Origin of the sequence: Sporosarcina sp. ACRSL (assembly GCF_022346605.1) — a bacterium.
Classification (GTDB): Bacteria; Bacillota; Bacilli; order Bacillales_A; family Planococcaceae; genus Sporosarcina.
In genome coordinates this window covers 495,437-520,711 of record NZ_JAKRNT010000001.1, presented here as the reverse complement: position 1 = coordinate 520,711, position 25,275 = coordinate 495,437, and the positions used below count along the sequence as shown (strand labels likewise).

Genomic DNA, 25,275 nt, shown 5'->3' with positions numbered 1-25,275 from the left:
TACTTATTGCTTTGACCATTGCTCAGTGAATTTTGGCAATACTTGACGAAGTTGATCTTCCAGAATCGATTGCCGTAAAGAGGCCTCCATGTTTTCAAGTGGAATCGAAGGCATCCAAATAACTTGTCCAGGCAACTCAATTGAAGTCCAAGCATGATCGGTTGTCAGGAAGAAAACATGTTTAAAACTCGTGTCGGAAAACTCCCTTAAGGTCGTTTGTGCCATATGTAATGAATCCGTCGTTGTTGTGTAGGAAAATGGCGGCGCAAACATCATCCTTCCTTTGAACTGTGTCTCAATGAGAGAAGCTAGATGCATAATGAATTCTGTTGATGATGCACTAGTCTTCATATTATCAATCTTCGTTTCTATTTTTACAAGCGGTACTACTAGTGTATCGATATATTCTTTTTGAAGCAAATATGTATCCATATCCTTGCCTGTCCAATTCATTAAAACCAGCCCCTTAAAAATAGTCATGCAAATGACTCCATCTGGAAGACGGAGTCATTAGTCTTTTGTGATTTTCATATCGTTCAACATTGCTGACAAAACGAGAAATCGTTCCCGATCATTGGCATCTAGTGCCTCATCAACCCTCTTCATAAGAAGTTCAAGAGACAATGAAGCAACACTTTCCTCAAGCAGCTGCTCAGCAATCTTTCGATCTCTTGCACTCACTTGGAGTTCTGCGGGAAGGAATGGATTTTCCTCGCGTACACTCGCATATTGAGGGCATGCATGGCTGTTCGGGAAGTTTAGTTGAATGTACATTTTTTCTTCCGGATGGAGACGTAGATCATGAAATGATTTTTCCGCATCAGCAGTCATCAGATTGCCTTTGTAAAAACGGAAAGGGATACTTTCCGAATTTATTGTTGAAATCACCATCGCCCTCGGACAGTAATGTGCTTCATCCGTAAAATGGACGTTTTGAAGAAGTTGCTCATGGCTTAACAGATAGTTCAGAATCCACACACATTCCCGGCGCTTTAATTTATAGCGCTTTAAAAACCACCGTACGAAGTCTTTTTTGGCAGCGACAGGAATCATGGCTGTCATATCACACCTCCTCGTCATTCAACGTTTCAAGAAAAGCGGTCCATTCCTCTTGTTGTGTAAGGTTTACCAATGTCTTAACTACTTCGATAGCTTCATCCCGTTTTCCTTCATCCAAAAGGAATCTTGCGTACTTATCCAAAAATGATGGATCATCCTTCATTCCAACATATGCCTTACTGTAAGATACGTATGCATGTGCATATTGTTCCTCTCTTTCTAAAGCATATGCTTTAAATGCGGACAAAAGCGGAATATCTAAATTTCCATCATCTAGATCTGTGAGCAGCCTTATTAATTTCTCGTCCTCTTTCCTTTCATTATAGAGAGATGCGAGTGTAATAATGGCATCTATATATTCGGGATCAAGTGCAATCGCTTGTTGCAAGTGTTCCTCTGCCTCTAGGGGCAGTCCGAGCTTCAGTGCTGATTTACCCGCTGACAGACGAAGTTCCTTGTCAAATTCATCACGTGCAATGCCTTGTTCGAATAGTTCATATGCTTTTTCATCATTCCCCAGTTGGGAATAAGCCTGACCAACGAGCATATAAGCGGAAAAATAATCAGGGTCCATCGCAATCAAATCTTCAAGTAAATGTATCGACCTTTCAGGTTGATTGCTTTGATAATAAGCATACGCTGCACCGAAAATCGTGTCCGGAAGCTGCTCATCTTTCAATAGCTCTTCGTAATAAGGGAGCGCATCTTCGAAAGCTGCACCCGCGCTATACGTCTCTGCAAGACGGAAAGGAATACTCGTTCCCGCAATTTCATGATAACCTTCATCGTAAAGCTCTGAATAATGCTTCGCGGCTTCGAGATACCTTCCAGCATCCAACAATAGTTCGGCATTTGCAAAACGGATGACTGGCTCGTGAGGCGATCTTGCAAGCGCTTCTTTCACTTTTCCAAGAGCCGCCTCCGCCATGCCGATCATCTGATAATAATCGGCAAGGGCTAAAAGTGCTTGGGTATATTCCTCTTGGTCGGGCGTCACTTCCGAGAGCAACAGCAATGCATCGTCCTCATCGCCTAGCTCCATTAATGTACTTGCACGGTCAATTTTTAATTGGGGCTCATCAGGCATATAGGAGATTAATGTCTCGTAAATATGATCTGCTTGACCAACATACCCAAAATCGACCAAAAAACTTGCAGCTTCATATAAGAGATCGAAATCCCCGGCCTTTTCCGCTCGATCAATCAAATCGTTCACTTGGCCGATATCCCCATCGAGTACTGCTTTTTCAAATTCATGTAACTGCATCATATTTTCACCTGATCCTTCATGTTGTATACACTAGGAAAATTATTCTTGATCGCCATTGAGAACGAGTTTTGTCAAATGATCAAAAAAGTTTGGATAGGAAATGGCGATGCATGAAGTGTCTTCAACTTGGACTGGACCATCCGTAAGCAAAGCTGCAATGGCAGCCATCATACCTATTCTGTGGTCACCATACGATTTCAGTTCTGCACCTGATAAAACCGTAGGTCCCTTAATAATCATTCCATCTTCCGTTGCTTCCACATCGGCTCCAAGTTTCGTCAATTCTTCCGTGACAGCCGCAATACGGTCGGTTTCCTTGACACGAAGTTCCTCAGCATCCTTAATTATTGTCGTTCCTTTCGCTTGTGTAGCTAGCAGTGCGATGATTGGAATTTCATCGATAAGCGTCGGGATGATATCCCCGCTAATCTCAATTCCCTTCAACGGTGCATGCGATACTTTAACGATGCCATAAGGTTCGCCTATTTCACCGTTTTGTTCAACAATCTCCACTTTAGCACCCATTTTTCTCAGTACTTCAATAATTCCTGTTCTCGTTGGATTTAGACCGACATCTACAAATTCGACTTCGCTTCCTTCAATCATTGCAGCGGCTGCCATAAAAAATGCAGCAGAGGAAATGTCACCTGGAACTGTGACGTTTGTTCCCTTAAGAACTTGCCCGCCTTGTATGCTGACAGTGCCTTTATCCTGCTCAACCGTTGCTCCAAACTGTTTAAGCATCCGTTCAGTATGATCCCTCGAAACGGCAGTTTCCCTAACGGAGGTCTTCCCATCTGCGCCAAGCCCTGCAAACAGGATGGCAGATTTCACTTGTGCACTTGCTACAGGCATCGTATAGTCAATCCCTTTAAGCATTGACCCGCTTATCGTGAGCGGAAGATACTCTCCTCCAGAAATCGAGGCTCCCATCGATTGCAAAGGGATCGTCACCCTTTTCATTGGCCGCTTTGATAACGATTCATCACCCGTCAATGTGGAAGTGACAGTAGAACTCGACAAAATTCCTAACATCAGTCTTGCTGTCGTTCCCGAATTACCCGCATAGAGCTCTTCAGTTGGTGTCTTCCAGTTCCTTATTCCAGGACTTTCGACGACGACATCTGTACCTATACGGTCAATGAAAACGCCTAAACGCTTAAAAATCTCGATTGTTCGCAAACAATCCTCTCCATCGAGGAATCCTTTTATAACTGTACGGCCTTCCGCAATCGACCCTAACATAATAGCACGATGGGAAATGGATTTGTCCCCTGGCACTTTGACGGATCCATTTACTACCGGCTTGTCGAATTTCACTGTTTTCGTTTCAACCATGTCGAGTCCCCCTCATTAGAGAATATGCATGCTGTAATCCGTTTTTTTTGCAAGAATCGCTCTTGCCGCTTTACGATCCTCTGCAGTTTGAAAACTGATGACGAGGATTCCATATACATCTGTCCGCGTTTCGACAATCCGTATATTTGTAATACTAATTTGTTCATCTGCAAGTATTTTCGTAATTTCAGAAATAATACCTGGAGTATCGGGTATGTCGATGTGCAAATCGAAAGTCATGTATAGAGCACCTTGTGCAGCCCCTTCGGAAGTGGAAGGCAAACGGTCACGATATTCTTTTGCGTCGGAAAAGAAATCATAGATACGCTCGGGATCATTTTCAACAATCATCGAACGGATTGAATGCATTTCCTGCAGCCAACTATCCAATTGTCCAAGCAACTCTTCCCGATTCTGTATCGTAATATCCCTCCACATTGTCGGATCTGCAGAAGCGATCCGGGTCAGGTCACGGAAACCGCCTGCAGCTAGTTTTTTCACAAATGGCTGTTGCTTTTCTTGGTCAGCCAACATTCCGACGAGTGAGGAGGCGATAATATGTGGAAAATGACTAACAATAGCAGTCATCCGATCATGATCTTGCGCATCCAAAATAACGATTTTACCTTTGGAAGACTTTAAAAGAGTAGACAGTTTTTCAATTTGCTCAGCACTCGCCCTCTCACCCGGAGTCAAAACATAGTACGCGTTTTCGAACAGATGAGCTTTCGCTGCTGCGATGCCGCTTTTATGCGACCCTGCCATTGGATGTCCGCCAATGAACGTTAAACCTTTGCTTTCAAGTCTTTCCGCAGCCTGCATGATTGGACTTTTTGTACTTCCCGTATCCGATAGGATGACATTTTCTTTCAATGTCCATTCCATCGCCTCTTCCATCAATGCAATTGTCGTATTGACAGGCGTCGCAAAAATGATGTAATCAGCTTTTTCACATGCCGATTTCGCAGACGGTGCAATTGTATCAATAATACCGCGGCGGTAAGCTTCGTCAGCAGTTGCATAGGAACGGTCAAAGCCCGTTATATGAATTTGACGTTCCCCACGTTTCAATGCAAGTGCTAAAGAGCCGCCTATAAGTCCCAATCCTATAATTGCTACATTTTCAGTCATTATTATCTACCTTTTTCTGTTAATAAAAGATTAAACGCTTGAAGTAACCCTGTCGTCTGTTCTTCCGATCCTATTGTCACCCTGACGTATCCAGGTGTCCCGAGGGCATTTCCACTTCTGACGATATAGCCCTGTTGTAGAAGGAATTCTGAAGCCTCATCCGCATCACCAGGCACTTCCACCAAAACGAAGTTTGTTTCGGAATCGAACATGTGAATTCCTTTCTCAGAAGCGAATGCTTTAAAACGCTCCCTTTGTATTTCATTCAGCTTTTGACAGTTTTCGATGAAAGCATTATCTTCTAATGCGATACTGGCAACCGTTACTCCAAGTGTATTATTATTAAATGGGTTACGTACTTTATTTAAATCGGTAATAATTGCAGGTGAACCAACCGCATATCCAATTCGGAAAGATGCTAATCCATAAGCTTTAGAAAACGTTCGTAAAACTAGGATGTTTGGAAATCTTTCCAAAAGTGTTATGGAATCAATATGGTTCGGATCTGTTACGTATTCAAAATACGCCTCATCGAGAACGACAAGGATGTTTTCAGGCACCTTTTCTAAAAACTGTACAATTTCACTACTCGGTATAAGACTCCCAGTAGGATTATTCGGATTACACACCCATATGATAGCTGTCCGTTCATTAATCGCATCTAAGAAATCATTCAAATCATGATACCCGTTTCGCAAAGGAATTTCCGTAATATCGGCGCCTTCAATTTTAGCATTGTGGGCATATTGTGGGAACGACGGAGTCGGTATTATCGTATGAACGTGCTCATCCAGCAAAGCGCGTGAAATGATTGAAATAATTTCATCGGAGCCATTTCCGAAAAGAATTGACGCTTCATCGACGCGGTGCTTCTTAGCCAATTTAGTGCGGAGGGTTGTCCCATGGCCATCCGGATAGATTTCAAATGGCATCGAGGCATTACGTAAGAACTCGGTTACTGACGGAGCGCAACCGTATGGGTTTTCATTCGAAGCCAATTTAACGACATTTTCCAATCCATAAGCCTTTTTCACCTCATCTGTTGATCTGCCTGGCTTATACGGCTTCATAGTCGAGAGAACTTGTTTCCACTGCATATGTATTCCTCCGCTCTGCTATTCATTTTAGTTTTGTAAATCAGGTCTCAGCCTCACTGCTTCATTAAGATATATATGTTTAATGTTCTTTTGATGCGTTTCTGAATTGACATGCATTAGAATTCTAATGCAAAGTGGCATCGATCCTGGAACGTCCATTTCATGGGTACACATTACCGGTACGTATTTCCAACCGTCCAAAGTCCGGACTGCCTTGGCAGGAAATGTCGATTCGATATCCCGTGTAGTTGATACGATGACTGATACGATCTCGTCAGGAGCTATGCTGTTTTCCTTAGCCATTTCAAGTACTAAGGATTTTGTCGCTTCAAGTACGATTTCTGGTTGATCGGAAACAACAGTAGTTGCCCCCCTTACTCCTCTTACTGTCAAGACTACTCCCCCATTTCTATTCTTTTCTGCAAATCAAGAAAGACTTGTTCACATTCCTCTGCTGTAACTTTTTTCACAAATGGCTTGCCCAAGCTTTCCAATATGACGAAATTCATTTCGCCGAATGCAGCTTTTTTATCTTTTACCATGAATTCAAGGAAACTATCAAAGGTATGCTCCAATACGGGAGCAAATGAATAACCATTCTTTCTAGCGAATCGAATAAATCGATCTGTAAATGAGGCGTCCACTTTTCCATGACGTTCGCTCAAAATAAAGCTATACGCCATGCCAATCATAATTGATTCCCCGTGACTCAGGCCTCCGAATCCGCAAACCGCTTCTACAGCATGCCCGAACGTATGGCCGAAATTCAAAAACTTTCTCGTGGAATGCTCAAATTCGTCTTCCGCAACAATAGTTGCTTTTACTTGGATCCCTTTTAAAAGCTCCCTTGACAACCATTGTTCAGTTGGATTGATAAATCCCTTTTCTTCCAGTAACTGTTCAGCCCATACTGCGTCAGAAATGAAGGCATGTTTTATTAATTCAGCCATGCCCGAACGGATTTCGCGAGTCGGTAATGTCGTTAACAGCTTTGTATTGAATAGGACTACTGACGGTTGATGGAAGGAACCGACCATATTTTTCCCTTCCGGCAGATTAATGGCAGTTTTGCCGCCGACCGCACTGTCATGAGCAAGTATTGTCGTAGGACATTGAACAAATTTTATGCCTCTCATGAAGGTGGCTGCGACAAAACCTGTTAAATCTCCGCACGCACCTCCTCCGAATGCTATAAGGAGGGAATTCCGTGTGAAATTCTCCTTTACTAAATAGGACTGACACTCGAAAAATACTTGCGCTGTTTTACATTTTTCACCAGAAGGTACAATCTTTATGGACGGAGAGACACCGGCATTTTCCAGTGCATCAAGCAGAACGCTCAAGTGTAGGTCGGCTGCTTGTTTATCTGCGATGATGCCGACCCGATCGGCGATGTCCAATAAGCTCTTATAGTCGGATGAAAATAAATCATATGCGTGTTCGCCGATATGCACATCATATTGCACATCAGGCAATTGGATGGTCAGTTTCCCCATTTTAGAACTCCTTCACATATTGTCGGTACCGCTCAATTTCTTCCTTCAATCCATCCATCGTATCAGAACGGAATTCCTCCATAATCGCTTTTGCCATTTCCGTTGCAATAACATGCTCCGCTACTACGGATGCTGCTGGCACCGCACAAGGATCCGATCTTTCAATCGTTGCTACGAAAGGCTCCTTCGTATCGATATCAACGCTTTCAAGCGGCTTGTACAACGTCGGGATTGGTTTCATCACACCTCGGACGACAATTGGCATGCCAGTCGTCATACCACCTTCAAGACCTCCGAGACGGTTCGATTTTCGGTAATAGCCAAGATCTTCTGACCAAGCGATTTCATCATGGACCTCGCTGCCAGGTTTTTGAGCCATTTTAAAGCCTAATCCGAATTCAACACCTTTGAATGCATTAATGCTCATCATGGCCCCAGCGAGCTTGCCATCCATTTTGCGATCGAACTGGACATAGCTGCCGATTCCTGGTGGGCAACCTTCCACGATAACTTCTACGACCCCTCCCAGTGTATCTCCGCGCTCTTTAATAGTATCGATAGCCGCAACCATTCGTGCAGACGCTTCTTTATCAGCACAATAAACAGGATCGTTTTCAATGATTTTTCGTAGTTCGTCAATTTGTAAGCCGGAATAAGCCTCAGGATTTGTCGTTATGCCACCAATTTCCGTCACATGAGCTACTGTATTGATGCCTAATTGACGAAGGAACTGTTTTGCTACAGCGCCGATTGCAACGCGCATTGTTGTTTCCCTCGCTGATGATCGTTCCAGTACGTTTCGTAAATCGCGGTGTCCGTATTTCATGCCACCGACGAGATCCGCATGTCCCGGACGCGGCCTTGTGATTTGTCTCTTAATATCCGCAGGGTTGACATCATCCGGCAACGGTTCGACTCCCATAATTTTCGTCCAATGCTTCCAATCATCATTAACAACCGTTAACGTCACAGGTGACCCGAGTGTCTTGCCATGCCTGACACCTGAGGTAATAAGCACCTGATCTTTTTCGATTTGCATTCTGCGACCACGTCCGTGGCCTCCTTGCCGTCTTTTTAATTCATTGTTGATCATTTCCGCTGTCAATGGCATTTGAGCAGGCAAACCTTCTATAATGGCTGTCAACTGTGGTCCATGTGACTCTCCAGCAGTGAAAAACCTCATTTTATTTCCTCCTTTATCTCTCTCTATTCAAGGATGGATAAACATCCGTTTCATAGCACTTTATCAAACTAAAACAATTTTGACTATAGGTATTAATAAAAAAATCCGGTAATTCTCCGGATTTGTGAAATGAAAACGTTTTCTCAAAGTTTCCTGTAAAAGAATGTCTCAACTGATTCGAAGCCATATTTGGAAGGATTGAAAATTTGCTCAGTGCTTCCAACGAAGAGAATTCCGCCAGGTCTAAGCGCTTTGGAAAAATCGGAGTAAATCTGATCCTTAGCTTCTTCCGTAAAGTAAATCATAACATTTCTGCACACGATGAGGTCGAAACCCGAACCGTATGAATCCCCTAATAGGTTTTGTCGTTTAAACTGAACAGTTTTTTTAATTTCATCTTTCACTTGATAATGCTGTCCTTCATTGACAAAATACTTGTCCAAAATATGTTTTGGGACTTCTTTCAAGGATCTTTCGGGATAGAGACCGACCTTTGCTCTTTCCAATACACCCGAATCAAGATCAGTGGCCAAAATTGATATATCCCTCAATGGGACGTGTGATGCCAATACCATAGCAAGTGAATACGGTTCTTCCCCGGTGGAACAGGCGGCACTCCAAATCTTTAGCTTTTTGTTTTTCGCAAGAAGTATAGGGAAGATTTTCTTTTCCAACACTTCCCATCGTTGAGCGTTCCGATAAAATTCGGAGACGTTTATTGTCATCCGGTCGAGGAATTCATCGAGGAGTTGCTTGTCATTATGTATGGCTTCATAATAATCCGAGAAGTTGCGGAACCCTCTTTTTTCATAGAGGGAGGTAAGTCTTCTTTTCATTTGAGCTTCTTTGTATAGCGATAAGTCGATTCCAGTCTTTTTCTTTATGTTCGATATGAAATCGATGTAGTCTGACATGAACAATCCCCCTGGTAATCTTTTTCATCTATTATACCGGAAAGAAGGCGTTAAATGTGCCTCTTTCCAAATGTGTCTTCTTTTGGACAAAGATACTTTGGAATGAAGCATGCTATATCTTATATAACAGGATTTCCGCTTCAGGCGGACGCTTTCCGCGGGCACGGCTTCAGCCGCTTCCCTCGCTACGCTCAGTCCAGGGTCTTCTGCTCGTGCTGTTCCCGCAGGAGTCGCCGCCTTACGCTTCAATCCTTATTAGCCGATTCGTAATTAGATTAATTAAAATAAAACGTACCAGTGAATGTAAGGCTTATAGTTGCTTATATTTCAGGTATTTATTGTGCTTTACTTTCTATATAGTTGGCTGCAGTTGTTTGGAGTGTAAGCGCGAGACTCCAGTGGGAACAGCGTCAGGTGAAGACCCCGCAACGGAGCGAAGCGGAGTGAGGAGGCTGAGGCGACGCCCACGGAAAGCGAGTGCTGAAACGGAAAACAACTGCCGAGTTATAGGCTATTATCTGTTTTTCATTTTAAAAAAACAGCCCCGCAATTGACTGCGGGGCTGTTTGGATAGTTATTAGTTGATCCAGCTTACGATTGATTTGTCATAGCTGACAAGCTCTTCTTCTTTGAAGAACAGGTTGATTTCACGAACTGCTGATTCAGGTGAGTCTGAGCCATGGATGATGTTTTTGCCAACAGTTACAGCAAAATCGCCGCGAATTGTACCAGGAGCGGATTCTTTTGGATTTGTTGCACCCATCATCAAACGTGCTGTTGAAATAACGTTTTCACCTTCCCAAACCATTGCGAAAACTGGCCCGGAAGTGATGAAGTCTACAAGCTCCCCAAAGAAAGGGCGCTCCTTATGTTCGCCGTAATGCTGTTCAGCAAGCTCTTGGCTAATTTGCATCAATTTACCGCCAACTAATGTGAACCCTTTACTTTCAAAACGGCTTACAATTTCACCGATCAAATTACGTTGAACACCATCAGGTTTAACCATTAAAAATGTTTTTTCCATTTAGAAACACTCCTTCACGTATGTATGGAATTTTATCCTTACTGATCGTACCAAACGGAAGCCAATCTTTCAACTGGTATCCATTTCTTAGAACTTTCTTTTTCCGAGGAAGTCAGCAATTTGCAGAAGTACTTTTTTCGCATCATTATCCGGTAAAGATTCCACTTCCTTGATGGCCTTTTTTAAATACATATCACTCACTTGCTGCGATTTTTCAATTGCACCGGAAGTACGGATGTAGGAAAGCATTTGACCGCGCTCCTCTTCTGTCAATGTACCATCAAAAGAGCGGTTTAAAAAAGGTTGGAACTCAGGTTCATCTTTTATGTATAATGTCGGCAATGTCAGATGTCCGTTTAACAAGTCGCTGCCCGCTGGCTTTCCAAGGCTTTCATCTGTTGAAGTGATATCCAAAATGTCATCGACGATTTGAAACGCCATTCCTGCAAAATAGCCGAATCTTTTTAGCTTCTTCACAACATCCGGACTTGCATTTGTGACGAGGGCACCCAATTCACAGCTGGAGGAGAGCAATAATGCCGTCTTCCTTTTGATGCGGCGCAAATAGTCACGGAATGTTTGATCCGTCTTTTGCTGGTATTCGAATTGAATGATTTCCCCTTTAACAATTTCCAACATTGTTTCAGCTAGAAGCTGGTGAACCGCTGGAATTTCAATTTCACCGATGGACACGAGTGCACGTGAAAATATATAGTCTCCAGTGTACATAGCAATCCGGTTATTCCACCTTGCCTTCACTGTTTCAAAACCTCTGCGAACATCGGAATTATCAATGACGTCATCGTGAACAAGGGATGCCATATGGATTAATTCTAGCGATACTGCCACTTTTGCCACATTTTCCATCGAATATTCACCGAACTTTGATGAAAGGATGACAAAAATAGGTCGAATCCTTTTTCCGCCCGCCCGTAAAAGCAGCAGGGAAGCTTGCCGAATGACTGGGGAAGAAGAGTCGACGGATTGTTCAAGTTCCTTTTCGATGAATGAAAGATCCTTTCGGAAATCTGCGTAAAGCGACATTAACTTCAATTTCTCCAAGACGATTACCTTCCCCTACTTGCAATTATTTGAATGCGATGTGCCCTGCCGCAGCCCCACCGCTATACTTCTTATAAGATACTTCCCGAAAACCGGCATTCACGAACATTTGAGCAAGTTGCTTCGTCCCCGGAAAATCATCCGCCGATTCTTGAAGCCAAGAATATTCTTTGTAGCTTTTCGCAAAAATTCTTCCGAATAAAGGCATAATATATTTGAAATAAAAACGGAATAACTGACGGTATACCGGAATTTCGGTTTGCGATGTCTCTAAACAGGCGACCATGCCGCCTGGTTTCAATACTCGGTTCATTTCTTTCAACACTTGTAAGTAATCGGGAACATTGCGCAATCCGAAACCGATTGTTACATAGTCAAAGCTATTATCGGGAAATGGCAATTCCATTGCATTTCCTTGTAAGAGATTGACCATTGGATAATTTGCGACTTTCTGTCTCCCGGATTCAAGCATTTTTTCGCTGAAATCAAGTCCGGTTACACTTCCTTCCGGCCCGACAGCTTCTGCGAGTGCAATCGTCCAATCCGCGGTGCCGCAGCACACGTCTAAAGCACTCGATCCTTTTTGGACATTCATTCGCAACATTATATCATTTCGCCATTTCTTATGTTGGTTAAAGCTTATGACGGAATTCATCTTATCATAATCAACAGCAATCTTTTCAAAGACGTGATGGACTTTCTCTTCTTTGGACGTCCCCATATGTCTTCCCTTCTTTCTCTAAATAGGTCTGCCTAATAGCGGTGTCGCAAACCTAAGGATTTCCTGTTTTAAAAACGGGGTTAAAAAGCTTGCTTCCGCAATCTGTTCTTGTAACCTCGAAGTTAATACGGAAATGGCATTTTCGATTTCGATCCTTTTAACCCGATTTCGTGCCCAAATGAGCTCGATTGACGGATCGTTGGTCAATTTCTTGGAAAACCAGATGAGCCCCAATGCCGTTTCTGCAATGTTTGAGTATGTTGAAAAACCAAATCTTTTATGGAATTCAACGATACAGCCTGATTCTATACATATAATCGAGTCTATAATTGTTTCCGTTCCACTCGAGCCTTCCATTAACAAGTTCGTCTTTGTTTCGTTAATAAGTCCAATCATTTCCGACATGGAAGTGATGAGCTTAAAATCTGGAAGAGACGATAATAATCGGTAATGGATTCCACTGAAATGATCTCCGGACAAGACCATCAGCTGCTGTTCCTTTGAAGTGGCGTCTAAAATATCCACTCTGTCGTGCATATCAAAGGCGGCATGTATAGCACCTGCTGCAATCGCAGATATATTCAGCTCAAAAGACCATTCCTCGTCATTTAACATCGGTAAAAGAAGAAAGAATGCTTTCACTTCGTCAAGTGGTATCTTTCCAAGATCCCTATTCACGATTGGATCTTGTATAGAACGTTCCACTTCGCTTATGTAATTTTGAATATATCGATCGATAGTTTGTCTGTCCATTTTGGTTCTCCAATCAAAGACCATGAAAGAACGGTCCTGTCTATTCTTTCCCTTCGCTGTAGACAATACCGTGCGCCGAGTAGATCTCGGCTTTGCCACGGATTTTCATGGCAGATGTATGCTCAGTAAATTGGGCGATCATGACTTCCCCACGATCCAATTTTTCGGTGTGATGAAATTTCGTATCATTGCCTCTCGTCAGCCCAATGACATTCACTCCGTCTTCTTGCGCTTTTATCATGATAAAATCAGGTTGTGACATGTTTTCATCTCCTGTCATCCATATACATCACATCATATCATATAAATGAATCAGTCCGCAAAGGCACCAGATCACTTCAGAAGAGACAGAATTTCTGCTCTTTTCACATCGTCGTGCTCATAAATACCGCGTGCGACAGTTGTGACCGTTTTAGCTCCTGGCTTTTTAATTCCTCTCATCGTCATGCACATATGCTCAGCTTCGACTATGACATAGACACCAATTGGATTTAGCATGTCCATCATTGCGTTCGCAACAGTAGAAGTGATTCTTTCTTGTAGTTGAGGCCGTTTCGCTGTCGTTTCAACAGCCCTTGCCAATTTACTAAGTCCGGCTACTACTCCGTTACGCGGTATGTATGCAATATGAGCGTGTCCAAAGAAAGGGACAAGGTGATGTTCACACATCGAATGGAACGGAATATCTTTCACAAGAACCACTTCGTCATGGTTTTCATGGAACACCGTTTCAAAATATTCTTTTGGATCTTTATGTAATCCTTCAAAAACTTCCGCGTACATTTTCGCGACTCGTTTCGGAGTATCAAGCAATCCTTCACGCTCTGTATCCTCACCAATCGCTTCTAGGATCATCGAGACTGCTTTTTCTATTTTACCGAGATCCACTTCTTTCATACAGACTTCCTCCTCACGGAATCTATTCCTAACTATTCCTTCAAAGATAGTAGCATACTCGAAGTAATACGTACAGTTACCGGTTTTTCGATAATCCAGTAAAAAGGAGCCCGTCCACGTTAATGTCGATAAGACATTGCGGAAGGGCTCCTATGTAAGCTTAAAGATTACTTAACAGCATCTTTAAGCGCTTTACCTGCTTTGAACGCAGGAACTTTGCTTGCTGCGATTTCGATTTCTTCTCCGGATTGTGGGTTGCGCCCTTTACGAGCAGCACGCTCACGTACCTCGAAGTTACCGAATCCGATCAATTGCACTTTATCACCTTTAGCAAGTGTCGATTGGATTGTATCGAATACAGCTTCCACCGCTTTAGTCGCGTCTTTTTTTGTCAGACCAGCAGCTTCTGCTACCGAGTTGATCAATTCTGTTTTATTCACACCATTCACCTCCTCTCAAAGGGGATCTATTTTGCTTTCGCTTTTAAAAGAGTAACACACCTAAAACCGCGGTGCAACAATATTATCCAGTGATACTCATCATTTTTGGCTTATTTGGCCAAAAACAGAAAAAGACCCGTAAAATACGGATCTTTTAAGAATTACACGATGAATGTAATCATTCCTTTATTTCCGTCATTGACCATTTGCTCGATCGTTTCCCTTAGTCGTTTGCGTGCATTCGGCGGAACGGACGATGTTTTGAAACGGATGCTCTCTTTCATCACTTCATGTAACGGAGTACCGAAGAGCTGTGTTTGCCACAGAGCTTCTCGATCGTGAAGGTAGGCATTTTTCAGTTCCTTCAACAAGTGTTGGCTATGGAATTCAGAACCGATTAACGGCGAGAATTCTGCATCCATATCGATCCGGATAATATGAAGTGACGGTGCCGATGCTTTCATCCGGACGCCAAAGAAATTATCCTGCTTAACGAGTTCAGGCGGTGACGGTTGGAAATCGTCAATGGTCGGCAATGCCACACCATAACCGCTCTTCTTAGCGGTTTCAATAGCTTCAGCGTACATATCATATGACTTTTTCGCTTTGACGGCATCTTTGACGAATAGGAGCCAATCTTTTTTCGTTTTCATTTCCTGTTGCATAATGCCTTCACAAACTTCTCTGAATGCCTGCTCATCCATTTCAATGTTAACGGTAGCTTTCCCTTTCCCGGCATCGACATCGACGACCTCGGCATTCTTGACGTACTTTTCCTCTTTTAAGCGCTCGGCGAGCTCTTGTATTTTACGTATTTTCGAAGCAACGAGAAATCCTTCATTAATAACATTGTCAATGGATGCATTCAGTTCATGATCAGACCCGAGCACGTCCATCCAGTCAGGCTTTTGTAGTTCGATGTCGGTAATCGGGAATTCGTATAATGCCTCCTTCAAGATGAGTTGAATCTCTTGAGCGTTCAATTGATCGGCACTAATGGCGATGACGGGTACACCGTGCTTTTCATGCAGTTGCTCTCTCAAGGCAGCTGTTTTTTCATGGGCAGGCATTTTGGAGTTCAACACAATGACAAACGGTTTACCGATTTCCTTTAACTTACCAACGATTTCCTCTTCAGCCACTTCCGCAGCCGCCCTTGGAATATTGTTCACTGTTCCGTCTGTCGTCACGAGGATGCCGATTGTGGAATGGTCTCGAATTACTTTGTCTGTGCCGATGCGTGCTGCTTCCTCGAATGGAATCGGTTCATTATGCCATGGAGTATGGACATATTTTGGACCGTCCTCGTCTTCATATCCTTTTACACCATCAATGACATAACCGACGCAGTCTGCTAGTCTTACTTGGAAGGATAGCTCCCCCTCCCCGATCGATACTTGGGTGCCTTGTGCTGGAACGAATTTCGGCTCAGACGTCATAATGATAGGACCTGGTGAACTTTGTGGCAATTCATCCTGTGCCCTTGCCCTATCACCTGCATCCGTCATATTCGGTATGACGACCTCCTCCATCACCCTTTTGACGAAAGTCGATTTTCCTACACGAACAGGGCCGACCACACCTATATAAATATCCCCGTCCGTTCTCCTAGCCAGATTTTCATATAACTCCTCTTTCATACTTAGCCCTCCTTTTTTCGCGCATATTAGTTTATGTAAACGAAAAACGTTTCATGCTAAAAATGCATGAAACGTTTTGACTTCCCTATGATGTCTATCACTTTTTCTTCATGAAAACAGGTTCGTTTTTTTCATTCACTGTATAAGGCAAGGAATACGCTGGCAAAATAGGATTCGATTCAAATAGAATGTAGCGAATATCTTCTCCTTCTTTCACGTCCGGCTTTTCCTCTTGTAAAATTCTATTCAAGTCTATGGAATAGTCGACATAAAAATTACCATCTCCACCGACAACAATTGGAAGCTGCGCATCTGAGTAAGGGCTTTCTACTTTCAAAGGCTCCTTGAATCCCATCGCTTCGAAATCGATTTCATATACATTCTCTCCAACTGGATCTTTGAATGGGAGTTTACCATTGATAAACTTTCTTAAGTTCAATTCACGAATGCGCTCCGCAATTCTCAAATCGACTAACTTTACAGTTGGATTGTCCTCTACATCCATGAGGACGTATTGGTAAATACCACCGGTCTCATAAGCGTTGGACGGAATCTTTTCGGTGTACGCCGGTACTATCTTCGAAAATTCAATCGGATATTTTATGTACAAATCTGTTTCCTGGTCCCTCGTTTTTATTGGAAGGAGGCCACCGTTATTTTCCTTATACGTATAAACAGCTTTTTGAATTGTTTCAAGTTGTTCTTCGTATGGATTTTCCCTTACAGCTTTTTCATCAGCCGGGTACATGCAACCGGAGAGTAGTAATAAAATGGACGCTGCAAATAGTAGTAAAGATGTACTCTTTTTGTTCAACTTCATCTCGACACCCCTGTCGGCCCACTAAAGACAATGTAAACCATCGCGAAAAATGAAAATATCAATAAGGCATACGCGATAAGGGCAAAAATGAATTTTAACAATCTATTTGATAGTTTATGTCTGCTCAAGTAAATGAGTCCCATGGAAATTGCCATGAAACCCATTGCGTAAAACGACAGCCACATTTTATCCAATGCGGACAAATGAATCATCCTTTCGTGTCTCAGAACGACTTATTTAAAAAATATATCTTCAATTTCTTGTTTTTTCATCCTGCTCATGAGCTGATCGACAGCTTCCTTGGGAGCCACATTATCGAAAAGAACGGAATAGAGTGCTTCTGTTAAAGGCATCGATACGTCGTATCGTTTAGAAAGTTGGTAAGCGGCCTTTGTTGTCCGCACCCCTTCAATAACCATCCCCATTCCGGAGATAACTTCGTCTAATGACTTCCCTTGGCCTAATAAATTTCCTGCCTTCCAATTCCGTGAATGTACACTTGTACAAGTTACGATAAGATCTCCAAGTCCTGTCAATCCCGAGAATGTTAGTGGATTCGCTCCCATCTTCATACCTAGCCTTGTGATTTCCGCTAATCCCCGTGTAATGAGCGCAGCCTTTGCATTATCTCCATAACCAATTCCATCTGTAATACCAGCTGCGAGGGCGATGACATTTTTCAATGCTGCCCCCAATTCAACACCGACCAAGTCATCATTCGTGTATACCCGGAAGTATTGATTCATGAAGAGGTCTTGTACATTCTCTGCAGCTTCTTTATTGAAAGAAGCTGCAGTGACCGTTGTAGGATGGCGATGGACTACTTCTTCTGCGTGACTTGGACCTGAAAGTGCTACAATCGCTGTCCGTTTTACCGAAGAGATTTCCTCTTCCATCATCTCGGAAATCCGTTTCAATGTATCCGGCTCAATCCCCTTTGAAACATGGATGAACAGTTTAGCGTTTCCAGCCAGCTCATTAATTTCAGCGCAAAGTTCTCGAATAGCTTTCGTCGGAACCGCTATCACGATATTATCGGCATGCTGAACAGCAGCCTTTAAATCGGATGTCGCTTTTAAATTGGCAGGCAAACTCACGTCTGGCAAATAATTAGCATTCGTATGTTGTTCATTAATCTCTGCAGCTTGTTCATTTCTCCTCGCCCAAAGCAGGCAATCATGGCCATTCTCGGCAAGGACAAATGCAATAGCAGTCCCCCAGCTTCCCGCCCCGATCACTGAAATTCTTTCCAAAGTCTTCACCTCATTCAACTTCTAGCTCGTGTAATAAGTCGGATTGGCGTTCCTTCAAACCCGAATGATTCCCGTAGACGATTCTGAAGAAATCGCTCATAGGAAAAATGCATCAATTCAGGTTCATTGACAAATACAACGAAGACTGGCGGCTTGACCGCCACTTGTGTCGCATAATAAATGCGCAGCCTGCGCCCTTTGTCGGAAGGAGCCGGATTACGCGCAACGGCATCTTCAATCACTTCGTTCAATACGCTCGATTGGATACGCATCGCATGATTTTCACTAATCATTTTTATTTGATCAAACAATGTAGTGACACGTTGCTTCGTTTTTGCTGAAACATATGCAATTGGAGCGTAATCAAGGAATAGGAAATTTTTCCGGATATCCTCATTGAAACGGTTCATCGTTTTGTCATCTTTCTCGACAGCATCCCATTTATTCACAACAAACATGATACCTTTACCGGCTTCTTCCGCATAGCCCGCAATCCGCTTATCTTGTTCGCGGATTCCTTCTTCTCCATTGAGAACGATTAAGACTACGTCAGACCGATCAATTGCTTTCAATGCCCGCAAAACACTGTATTTTTCCATATTCTCATACACTTTGCCTTTTTTCCGCATTCCAGCCGTATCGATTATTTTATACTTCTGACCTTCAAATTCGTAGGAAGTGTCGATTGCATCCGTCGTCGTTCCGGCGACATCGCTGACGATGACCCGTTCTTCTCCTAGCAAAGCGTTCACTAGCGACGATTTACCAACATTCGGCCTCCCGATCAAAGAAAAACGAATAACATCATCCTCTTCAATTTCTTCGCCTGGTTCAGGAAAACTAGCCGCAACAGCGTCAAGCAAATCTCCAAGGCCGATTCCGTGTGAGCCTGAAATCGGGTACGGATCACCAAAACCGAGTGAATAAAAATCATAGATCATATCTCGCATATCCGGATTATCGATTTTATTCACCGCTAAAACGACGGGCTTCTTCGTTTTATAAAGTATTTTGGCGACATGCTCATCTGCGTCAGTCACACCTTCTCGTCCATTCGTCAAAAAGATAATGACATCAGCTTCATCGATTGCGATCTCCGCTTGAAGCCTAATCTGTTCCAGGAAAGGCGCATCACCGATATCAATGCCGCCAGTATCAATCAAATTAAAATCATGCGAGAGCCAATCTGCCGAGCTATAAATACGGTCCCTCGTTACGCCAGCTACATCCTCTACTATCGAAATACGTTCTCCGACGATTCGGTTGAAGATTGTCGACTTCCCGACGTTCGGCCTTCCAACGATCGCTACAGTTGGTTTACTCATAATAAAACACCCTTCCAGTATATCTCTAAAGTATTATACACAAAAAAGATGATGATGCCTATGTAAGCACCATCACCCGTATCGTTGCTTTTCATTCACTTGTTCGATAATTTGACAAATCTCACTCAGTGAACTTTTTCAATTGATCTCCAATGACATCACTCAACGAGAAGCCTGTCTCTTCTTTCATTTCATAATCACCATATGATTCGGTTTCTTCCTTTTCAAGAAGGTCTTTAATGCTTAGGGACAAGCGTTTCTCCTCCGCATTCACATCAACGACTTTCACGTCAACTTTCTGTCCTTCTTCCAATACCTCATGAGGCGTACCGATATGCTGATGAGAAATCCTTGAAATATGGACAAGCCCTTCCACTCCAGGGAATACTTCAACGAATGCACCATAGGAGACGAGACGTTTCACTGTACCTTCTAAGACTGACCCTTTTGGTGCTCTTTCTTCAATGTTTTCCCAAGGCCCTGGCAATGTCTCTTTAATGGATAGGGAAATCCGTTCTGAATCTCGATCGACCGAAAGGACTTTCACTTTCACTTTTTCCCCTTCTTTTAAGACGTCAGATACCTTTTCAACATGTTCGTGAGACAGCTGCGAAATATGGACCAGTCCATCGACCCCACCGATATCGATGAAAGCACCAAACGAAGCGATCCGTTGGACAGTTCCTTCAAGCACTTGCCCTTCTTTCAGCTCTTCAAGTACCTCTTCCTTCTTATTCGCTTTTTCTTCTTGAATAACAGCGCGATGAGAAAGAATAAGGCGGTTTTTCTCCTTGTCCATCTCTACAATTTTGAATTCCATTGTACGCCCTTTATAATCCTCGAATGATTCAACGAAATGATCTTCGACAAGTGATGCAGGGATAAAACCACGGACGCCAAGGTCGACGACGAGTCCCCCTTTTACGACATCCTTTACTTCGGTTTCGATTGTTACCTTGTTATTGAATTTCTCTTCTAGAGAATCCCAAGCATTTTCTGCATCGACTTTTCTTTTTGAAAGGACATAATTCTCATCTTCTACTTTTGTGATGATCAATTCAAGTTCATCTCCAACTTGTACTGCATCTGATGCCTTTTCAATGTGGAGACTTGATAGTTCACTGATTGGGATGACACCATCAAATGGTGCTCCAGTAATTTCGACCAAAACGGATTTGTATTCGATTTTCGTTACTTTTCCAGTAACACGGTCACCTTCTTTATATCCGTTCATTTCATCCAAATTCATTTCTTCAGTCATATGTAGTCCTCCTCCATAATGAATCCTATCTCTATATTATTCGAATCGATGCATAAAAACAAAAAATTACCCTTATCAATTTATTTATGCTGCTCCAAAAGGTTGCGGATTTCATTCATGATGACTTCAGTCACTTCTTCGGCGGACGCCTTGTTTTCCCGATAGGAAGCCATTTTAATCGGTTTGCCGTAAACAACCTTTAATCTCCGAAATGGCTTATAGGGCCCGATAATTGCGCATGGCATTACATCAGCGTCTCCTTTTAACGCAAAGAAGCCTGCACCCGCAAGCCCTTTTCCAAGTTCACCGGTCTTGCTTCTTGTCCCTTCTGGAAACATACCAACAACGTTGCCTCCGCGCAATAATTTTAAAGCGGTCCTGAAAGCTTCTCGATCACTCATCCCACGCTTTACAGGGAAAGCGTTCACTTTCGGTAGAATCGTTTTCAGGATGGGAACTCTGAAAAGCTCCTCTTTTGCCATGAAATGGACAGGTCGAGGACAAGTAATGCCGACTACAGGCGGATCGAAATTATCGATATGATTCGTGCAGAGAAGAACTCCTCCTTCCGCGGGGAAGTTCTCTTTGCCGATTACTTTAACCCTGTAAAGAGGATAGAAAATTGTACTGACAAGGGATTTACCGAAAGGATATAGATTCATTGTTCCATCCTCTCTTCCGCAAGCTTTATTACTTTGTCAACCACTTCGTCGATCGACATGGATGTCGTATCAACGAGAATGGCATCTTCCGCTTTCTTAAGCGGGGAAACCTCACGTTCACTATCGGCTCGGTCACGTTTTTCAATTTCCTCTTTCAAGCGATCCAGCGAAGAATGAATGCCTCGTTTTTCATTTTCCTGAAAGCGTCTTTCCGCCCTTTCATCTACAGAAGCAGTCATGAATATCTTCAAATCGGCATCCGGAAGAACTTCCGTACCGATATCACGCCCATCCATTACGACACCCGTGCCATATGCAAGCTTCCTCTGTTTATCGACCATCATTTTCCGGACTGTGGAATGTGCAGCGACTTTGGAAACGGCAGCGGTAACTTCCTGGGATCTAATTTCGTTTGAACAATCAACCCCATCTACATGTACAGCTTGGCCTCCATTGTCAGGAATCAATAGAATTTCAGTGTTTACTAGTAAATCCGCCAATGCCTCATCACTATCCATATCTATGCCTGACTGGATTGCTTTATACGTCAATGCACGGTACATCGCGCCTGTATCGATATACGTGTACTGTAATTTTTGAGCGATCTTTTTTGCAATAGTGCTCTTCCCTGCAGCTGCAGGCCCGTCAATTGCAATAGTAATTCCTTTTAACATATCATCTACCCCCGAATTCAATTCGAAAACATTGTATCACAATCTAGCTTCAGGTGGCAGCTGCTCGGGTCATAAGTCTAAGTTGCTGCGAAAGCCGTCACGAAGAACGGCTTTTGCGAGTAAAAGCGAAGCGTTACGAGCATGCTACGCCACTCCGCGCCTGCAAGGATGCAGGTGTGCAGTCGTTGCGACAGGACGTCGCGAACTTAGACTGCCTTCAACTAAACGCCTTATGCCTGTCACAGCTAAAGCCGTAACGAAGAACGGCTTTTGCGAGTAAAAGCGAAGCGTTACGAGCAATGCTACGCCACCTTCCGCTTTCTAATAGAAAAGGGAAAAGTCCTGAACGAACAGGTCTTTCCCCTCGGTACTCACTTACTTTTCATTCCTCGCCTGCAATTGTCTCTCAAAGCAGAACCGGATGATGTTTTGCCTATCGGTTGTTTCGATCGAGGAAAATTGCATAGAGGCGATTCGACGCTCATCCTTTTCCCAAATTCGCACTGTCTTCGCTGTCGTTTTAACATATTTAATATCATCATTGATAAAAGGCAATGCAATTGTAAGTCCCACATATTCGTTCTCTTCGAACGCATCCTCTTGACCGATGTTAATCGCTATACCGCCTGCACTAATATCTTCTGCAACAAATTGTTGGAAAAGTCCACCGAAGTCCACAGCGACATCAATCGTTGTATCCACCCGGACAAATTCGCGTCTTTGTATTTTAATCAATTGATCATCACCGGGATAAGCCAATTTCAACATAGGAATTCCTTTTTTCATCCTACCCGTCACTTCTGCTCGAAAGGCATAGGACGTTTTATTCTCTACGAAGGAAATAAGCAACTGCGTTCCGTCCATAAAAAAGGCGGATTTTCCTGTTTCGATATGTGTGGGGTAATCGATCATTACATAGCTGTCCCCATAATCGACAACTTTACTTTTGTACTTATCCCCGCTTTCGGTGAAATCTTTATCGATCGTTAAAGTCGTGCCAATCGTAAGACGCAATGTGATACACCTACCTTTACTAGATGTATCTATTATGTCATGGGTAGGACGAAATTCCAATATCGAATTTCAGACCATTTGCCCTATCCTTTTTATTAATCAAGCTTTTCCGTTTTAATGACATCTAATGTTTCGGTATCGACAATGACGTTATACGTCCCTGTGTGTCCATTTTCATCGCGTATTACTTTCAAGTAGTGCGCAAGTCTTTGCTCCAACCTCTCGTTCTCTACATATGCAAGTTCTTCTTGCACAACTTGTACATCTTTATGGAAGAATTCCTTCCAATCCGTTTTCTTGATCGATTGTCTATGCAGCTTTTCTTTCCGAATGTATTCTGATGCATCCAGTCCGATAATATCCCCTGTATCCTTCGCAATTTTCAAATGGATGACATCCGAAAACACTTTCGCACCATAGAATGGCTCTTGCCTCACAAATACCATATGCCAAGAAGTATTATTCTCTCTTGATTCCTCGTAGACGACATCTTTGTATCCAGCTGCTTTCAAGAATTCTTCCGCAGTCCTTCTTAGATCATCAAAAGGCAATGCTGTCTTTCCAAACGGTCTTTCGGCTAGATAGGAAAGGACATGGCCACCTTTTTCAGTAATGTCGATATAGCCAATGGACTCCCCATCAGCGAACCGAATATGGAAAAACGGATATGGTGAACCAGGCTTACTCATTTCGACGCCGATCACATCGTTAGAAACTTGAGGAAACAATGTTTTAAAACGATCAACTGCCTCTGCCTGAGTCACTTTTGCATCGTCAATGTCTCTCAATTCTCTCTTTTTCATTGCGTCGGATTCACTTGCGGTGAGTGGGAAATCTGTTTCTGTAAATTGCTTAATGGAGGAGCCCATATGTGACCAATCGAAATCTGGATTGGATGCATCCAATCTCTTCATCCATTCATCCATCGAATATTGCCGATCGATTAATCCGGTTGTCGCTACCATCCATTCATCACGCATCACACCTAAATTTTTTGAAGCTTGAGCCATCACTTTGTAATATTCATCTGGATTTTCCAATCGGTCTGCTTCTTTTGCATAATTGCCGATTCTGCCAAGATAGTTCATCCACGAAGTCGAAAAACTTGTATCCAGAGGCAGTGAAGCGACCGATTTTTTAATATCTGAGGAAAGTCTCCAAATATCGTCCCTCGCTTTTTTCGATCCATCGGAATGATTGAACAGAAGCGTTTGTTTCACTGCGGAATCAAGTTCTTCAAGCTTTGCTGAGGCATCCGCCATTTGTTCCGCATATTCGTTGCTCAACATAATCGCCAGTTTTTCACTTTCATTATGTTTCGTATATGCGTAGACGGAAACGACGACCAACGCATAGGAAAGGACAAATAGTATTCTTTTCATAATCAATGCAAATAGCTCTAACTAGAGCCATTTTCAATCCTCCTTTCACTTAGCCATTAATGGCAAAAAATATGCAAGCCAATCTTCTTTATTTGTGGTCTTGACCAAATCCATTCACTTGTAGCAGTAATCGGATTGAAGTAATAAATGGCATTTTCAGAAGGATCCCAACCATTTAAAGCATCAAGAACTGCTTCCCTCGCCCGTTCATTCGGCTCTAGCCAAATTTGTCCGTCAGCTACCGCGGTGAAAGCTAAAGGTTGGAAGATGACGCCACTGACCGTATCAGGGAAATCGGGGTGTTCCACCCGGTTCAAAATAACAGCAGCGACTGCCACTTGACCCTCATAAGGCTCTCCCCTCGCTTCGCCATATACAGCATTAGCCATCAGCCTCAAATCCTGCTCGGAGAATTTGGAAGGCAAATTATAGTTTTCTCTTCCGCCTCCCCCTCTCTTCACTTGTGCTGCAAGTGGTGTGCCTCCATAGTGGGTGAATTGATTTCCTGCCCTCAGGTTATCCATTACAAATTTTTCATCGTATGAGGTAACGGAAGTCAGTTTCTTTTTCGTGTCCGATCCGGCAATGCCGTCAACTGGCAAACCATATTTCTCTTGGAAGTTGCGTAATGCCCAATAGGTTCCATAACCGAACTTCCCATCAATTTTACCGTTATAGAAACTGATGTATTGGAGCCTCGCTTGAAGTTCAATTACGTCATCCCCTGTTGCTCCTCTTGCAAGATCACGTGCGCTGAATGCATCGCTTGTAATCGGGGACGTTGCATAAGCTGATCCAAGCAATAATGCAATAGCCATTATTCGTAGTAAATATTTCTTCAATTTTATGCCCTCCTTTC

General features: G+C 43.0%; 28 protein-coding genes. All 28 read right to left on the bottom strand.

The window, feature by feature from the left end; translation table 11 throughout:
• Nucleotides 1-3: 3 nt before the first annotated feature.
• On the bottom strand, nucleotides 4-453 hold the full coding sequence (locus tag MHZ92_RS02790; protein ID WP_239429993.1) for a DUF2487 family protein: 450 nt from the start codon (nucleotides 451-453) through the stop codon (nucleotides 4-6).
• Nucleotides 454-510: 57 nt separating this feature from the next.
• Nucleotides 511-1,062, bottom strand: coding sequence for a ReoY family proteolytic degradation factor (locus MHZ92_RS02785; protein WP_239429992.1), 552 nt, complete (start codon nucleotides 1,060-1,062; stop codon nucleotides 511-513).
• Between the two features lies 1 nt (nucleotide 1,063).
• Nucleotides 1,064-2,326 carry a tetratricopeptide repeat protein gene (locus MHZ92_RS02780; protein WP_239429991.1) on the bottom strand — a complete coding sequence of 421 codons (1,263 nt, stop codon included), beginning with the start codon at nucleotides 2,324-2,326 and terminating at the stop codon, nucleotides 1,064-1,066.
• Nucleotides 2,327-2,368: 42 nt separating this feature from the next.
• Nucleotides 2,369-3,667, bottom strand: coding sequence for a 3-phosphoshikimate 1-carboxyvinyltransferase (gene aroA, locus MHZ92_RS02775; RefSeq protein ID WP_239429990.1), 1,299 nt, complete (start codon nucleotides 3,665-3,667; stop codon nucleotides 2,369-2,371).
• Between the two features lie 15 nt (nucleotides 3,668-3,682).
• Entirely contained in the window at nucleotides 3,683-4,798 is a 1,116-nt protein-coding gene (locus tag MHZ92_RS02770) for a prephenate dehydrogenase (RefSeq protein WP_239429989.1), read from the bottom strand.
• A gap of 2 nt (nucleotides 4,799-4,800) precedes the next feature.
• Nucleotides 4,801-5,895: a histidinol-phosphate transaminase gene (gene hisC, locus MHZ92_RS02765; protein ID WP_239429988.1), complete on the bottom strand. Its 1,095-nt coding sequence runs from the start codon at nucleotides 5,893-5,895 to the stop codon at nucleotides 4,801-4,803.
• Nucleotides 5,896-5,922: 27 nt separating this feature from the next.
• Nucleotides 5,923-6,288, bottom strand: a complete 366-nt coding sequence (gene aroH / locus MHZ92_RS02760; protein ID WP_239429987.1) for a chorismate mutase — start codon at nucleotides 6,286-6,288, stop codon at nucleotides 5,923-5,925.
• 2 nt (nucleotides 6,289-6,290) lie between these two features.
• Entirely contained in the window at nucleotides 6,291-7,391 is a 1,101-nt protein-coding gene (gene aroB, locus MHZ92_RS02755; RefSeq protein WP_239429986.1) for a 3-dehydroquinate synthase, read from the bottom strand.
• A gap of 1 nt (nucleotide 7,392) precedes the next feature.
• Nucleotides 7,393-8,574 (bottom strand): chorismate synthase, encoded by a 1,182-nt coding sequence (gene aroC, locus MHZ92_RS02750; RefSeq protein ID WP_239429983.1) that lies wholly within the window; start codon nucleotides 8,572-8,574, stop codon nucleotides 7,393-7,395.
• A gap of 143 nt (nucleotides 8,575-8,717) precedes the next feature.
• A complete protein-coding gene (locus MHZ92_RS02745) occupies nucleotides 8,718-9,488 on the bottom strand; it encodes a CheR family methyltransferase (protein WP_239429980.1) in 771 nt (256 codons plus the stop codon).
• Nucleotides 9,489-10,065: 577 nt separating this feature from the next.
• Nucleotides 10,066-10,512 carry a nucleoside-diphosphate kinase gene (ndk, locus tag MHZ92_RS02740; RefSeq protein ID WP_239429978.1) on the bottom strand — a complete coding sequence of 149 codons (447 nt, stop codon included), beginning with the start codon at nucleotides 10,510-10,512 and terminating at the stop codon, nucleotides 10,066-10,068.
• Between the two features lie 87 nt (nucleotides 10,513-10,599).
• On the bottom strand, nucleotides 10,600-11,574 hold the full coding sequence (locus tag MHZ92_RS02735) for a polyprenyl synthetase family protein (protein WP_239429975.1): 975 nt from the start codon (nucleotides 11,572-11,574) through the stop codon (nucleotides 10,600-10,602).
• Between the two features lie 25 nt (nucleotides 11,575-11,599).
• The gene (locus MHZ92_RS02730) at nucleotides 11,600-12,295 is read right to left on the bottom strand and encodes a demethylmenaquinone methyltransferase (RefSeq protein WP_239429974.1); all 696 of its coding nucleotides are present in this window, start codon (nucleotides 12,293-12,295) and stop codon (nucleotides 11,600-11,602) included.
• 18 nt (nucleotides 12,296-12,313) lie between these two features.
• A complete protein-coding gene (locus MHZ92_RS02725; protein ID WP_239429972.1) occupies nucleotides 12,314-13,048 on the bottom strand; it encodes a heptaprenyl diphosphate synthase component 1 in 735 nt (244 codons plus the stop codon).
• 40 nt (nucleotides 13,049-13,088) lie between these two features.
• Nucleotides 13,089-13,310: a trp RNA-binding attenuation protein MtrB gene (gene mtrB / locus MHZ92_RS02720; RefSeq protein WP_239429970.1), complete on the bottom strand. Its 222-nt coding sequence runs from the start codon at nucleotides 13,308-13,310 to the stop codon at nucleotides 13,089-13,091.
• 71 nt (nucleotides 13,311-13,381) lie between these two features.
• Nucleotides 13,382-13,945 (bottom strand): GTP cyclohydrolase I FolE, encoded by a 564-nt coding sequence (folE, locus tag MHZ92_RS02715; protein WP_239429968.1) that lies wholly within the window; start codon nucleotides 13,943-13,945, stop codon nucleotides 13,382-13,384.
• Nucleotides 13,946-14,112: 167 nt separating this feature from the next.
• Nucleotides 14,113-14,385, bottom strand: a complete 273-nt coding sequence (locus MHZ92_RS02710) for an HU family DNA-binding protein (RefSeq protein WP_147059822.1) — start codon at nucleotides 14,383-14,385, stop codon at nucleotides 14,113-14,115.
• 161 nt (nucleotides 14,386-14,546) lie between these two features.
• A complete protein-coding gene (gene spoIVA, locus MHZ92_RS02705; RefSeq protein ID WP_239429964.1) occupies nucleotides 14,547-16,025 on the bottom strand; it encodes a stage IV sporulation protein A in 1,479 nt (492 codons plus the stop codon).
• Between the two features lie 97 nt (nucleotides 16,026-16,122).
• Complete coding sequence (locus MHZ92_RS02700) at nucleotides 16,123-16,845, bottom strand: hypothetical protein (RefSeq protein ID WP_239429962.1); 723 nt, start codon at nucleotides 16,843-16,845, stop codon at nucleotides 16,123-16,125.
• On the bottom strand, nucleotides 16,842-17,048 hold the full coding sequence (locus MHZ92_RS02695) for a DUF2768 domain-containing protein (protein ID WP_239429961.1): 207 nt from the start codon (nucleotides 17,046-17,048) through the stop codon (nucleotides 16,842-16,844). The genes MHZ92_RS02700 and MHZ92_RS02695 overlap by 4 nt, the downstream gene beginning before the upstream one ends.
• A 30-nt stretch (nucleotides 17,049-17,078) precedes the next feature.
• Nucleotides 17,079-18,098 (bottom strand): NAD(P)H-dependent glycerol-3-phosphate dehydrogenase, encoded by a 1,020-nt coding sequence (locus tag MHZ92_RS02690; RefSeq protein ID WP_239429960.1) that lies wholly within the window; start codon nucleotides 18,096-18,098, stop codon nucleotides 17,079-17,081.
• 14 nt (nucleotides 18,099-18,112) lie between these two features.
• The gene (gene der, locus MHZ92_RS02685) at nucleotides 18,113-19,423 is read right to left on the bottom strand and encodes a ribosome biogenesis GTPase Der (protein ID WP_239429959.1); all 1,311 of its coding nucleotides are present in this window, start codon (nucleotides 19,421-19,423) and stop codon (nucleotides 18,113-18,115) included.
• Between the two features lie 121 nt (nucleotides 19,424-19,544).
• Nucleotides 19,545-20,684 (bottom strand): 30S ribosomal protein S1, encoded by a 1,140-nt coding sequence (gene rpsA, locus MHZ92_RS02680; protein WP_239429956.1) that lies wholly within the window; start codon nucleotides 20,682-20,684, stop codon nucleotides 19,545-19,547.
• An 80-nt stretch (nucleotides 20,685-20,764) separates the two neighbouring features.
• Complete coding sequence (locus MHZ92_RS02675; protein ID WP_239429954.1) at nucleotides 20,765-21,346, bottom strand: lysophospholipid acyltransferase family protein; 582 nt, start codon at nucleotides 21,344-21,346, stop codon at nucleotides 20,765-20,767.
• Nucleotides 21,343-22,020, bottom strand: coding sequence for a (d)CMP kinase (gene cmk / locus MHZ92_RS02670; RefSeq protein ID WP_239429952.1), 678 nt, complete (start codon nucleotides 22,018-22,020; stop codon nucleotides 21,343-21,345). The genes MHZ92_RS02675 and cmk overlap by 4 nt, the downstream gene beginning before the upstream one ends.
• Nucleotides 22,021-22,395: 375 nt before the next feature.
• The gene (locus MHZ92_RS02665; RefSeq protein WP_239429951.1) at nucleotides 22,396-23,034 is read right to left on the bottom strand and encodes a flagellar brake protein; all 639 of its coding nucleotides are present in this window, start codon (nucleotides 23,032-23,034) and stop codon (nucleotides 22,396-22,398) included.
• A gap of 95 nt (nucleotides 23,035-23,129) precedes the next feature.
• Complete coding sequence (locus MHZ92_RS02660; RefSeq protein WP_239429950.1) at nucleotides 23,130-24,416, bottom strand: PepSY1/2 domain-containing protein; 1,287 nt, start codon at nucleotides 24,414-24,416, stop codon at nucleotides 23,130-23,132.
• Nucleotides 24,417-24,472: 56 nt separating this feature from the next.
• Nucleotides 24,473-25,234, bottom strand: a complete 762-nt coding sequence (sleB, locus tag MHZ92_RS02655) for a spore cortex-lytic enzyme (protein WP_239430077.1) — start codon at nucleotides 25,232-25,234, stop codon at nucleotides 24,473-24,475.
• Nucleotides 25,235-25,275: the final 41 nt, after the last annotated feature.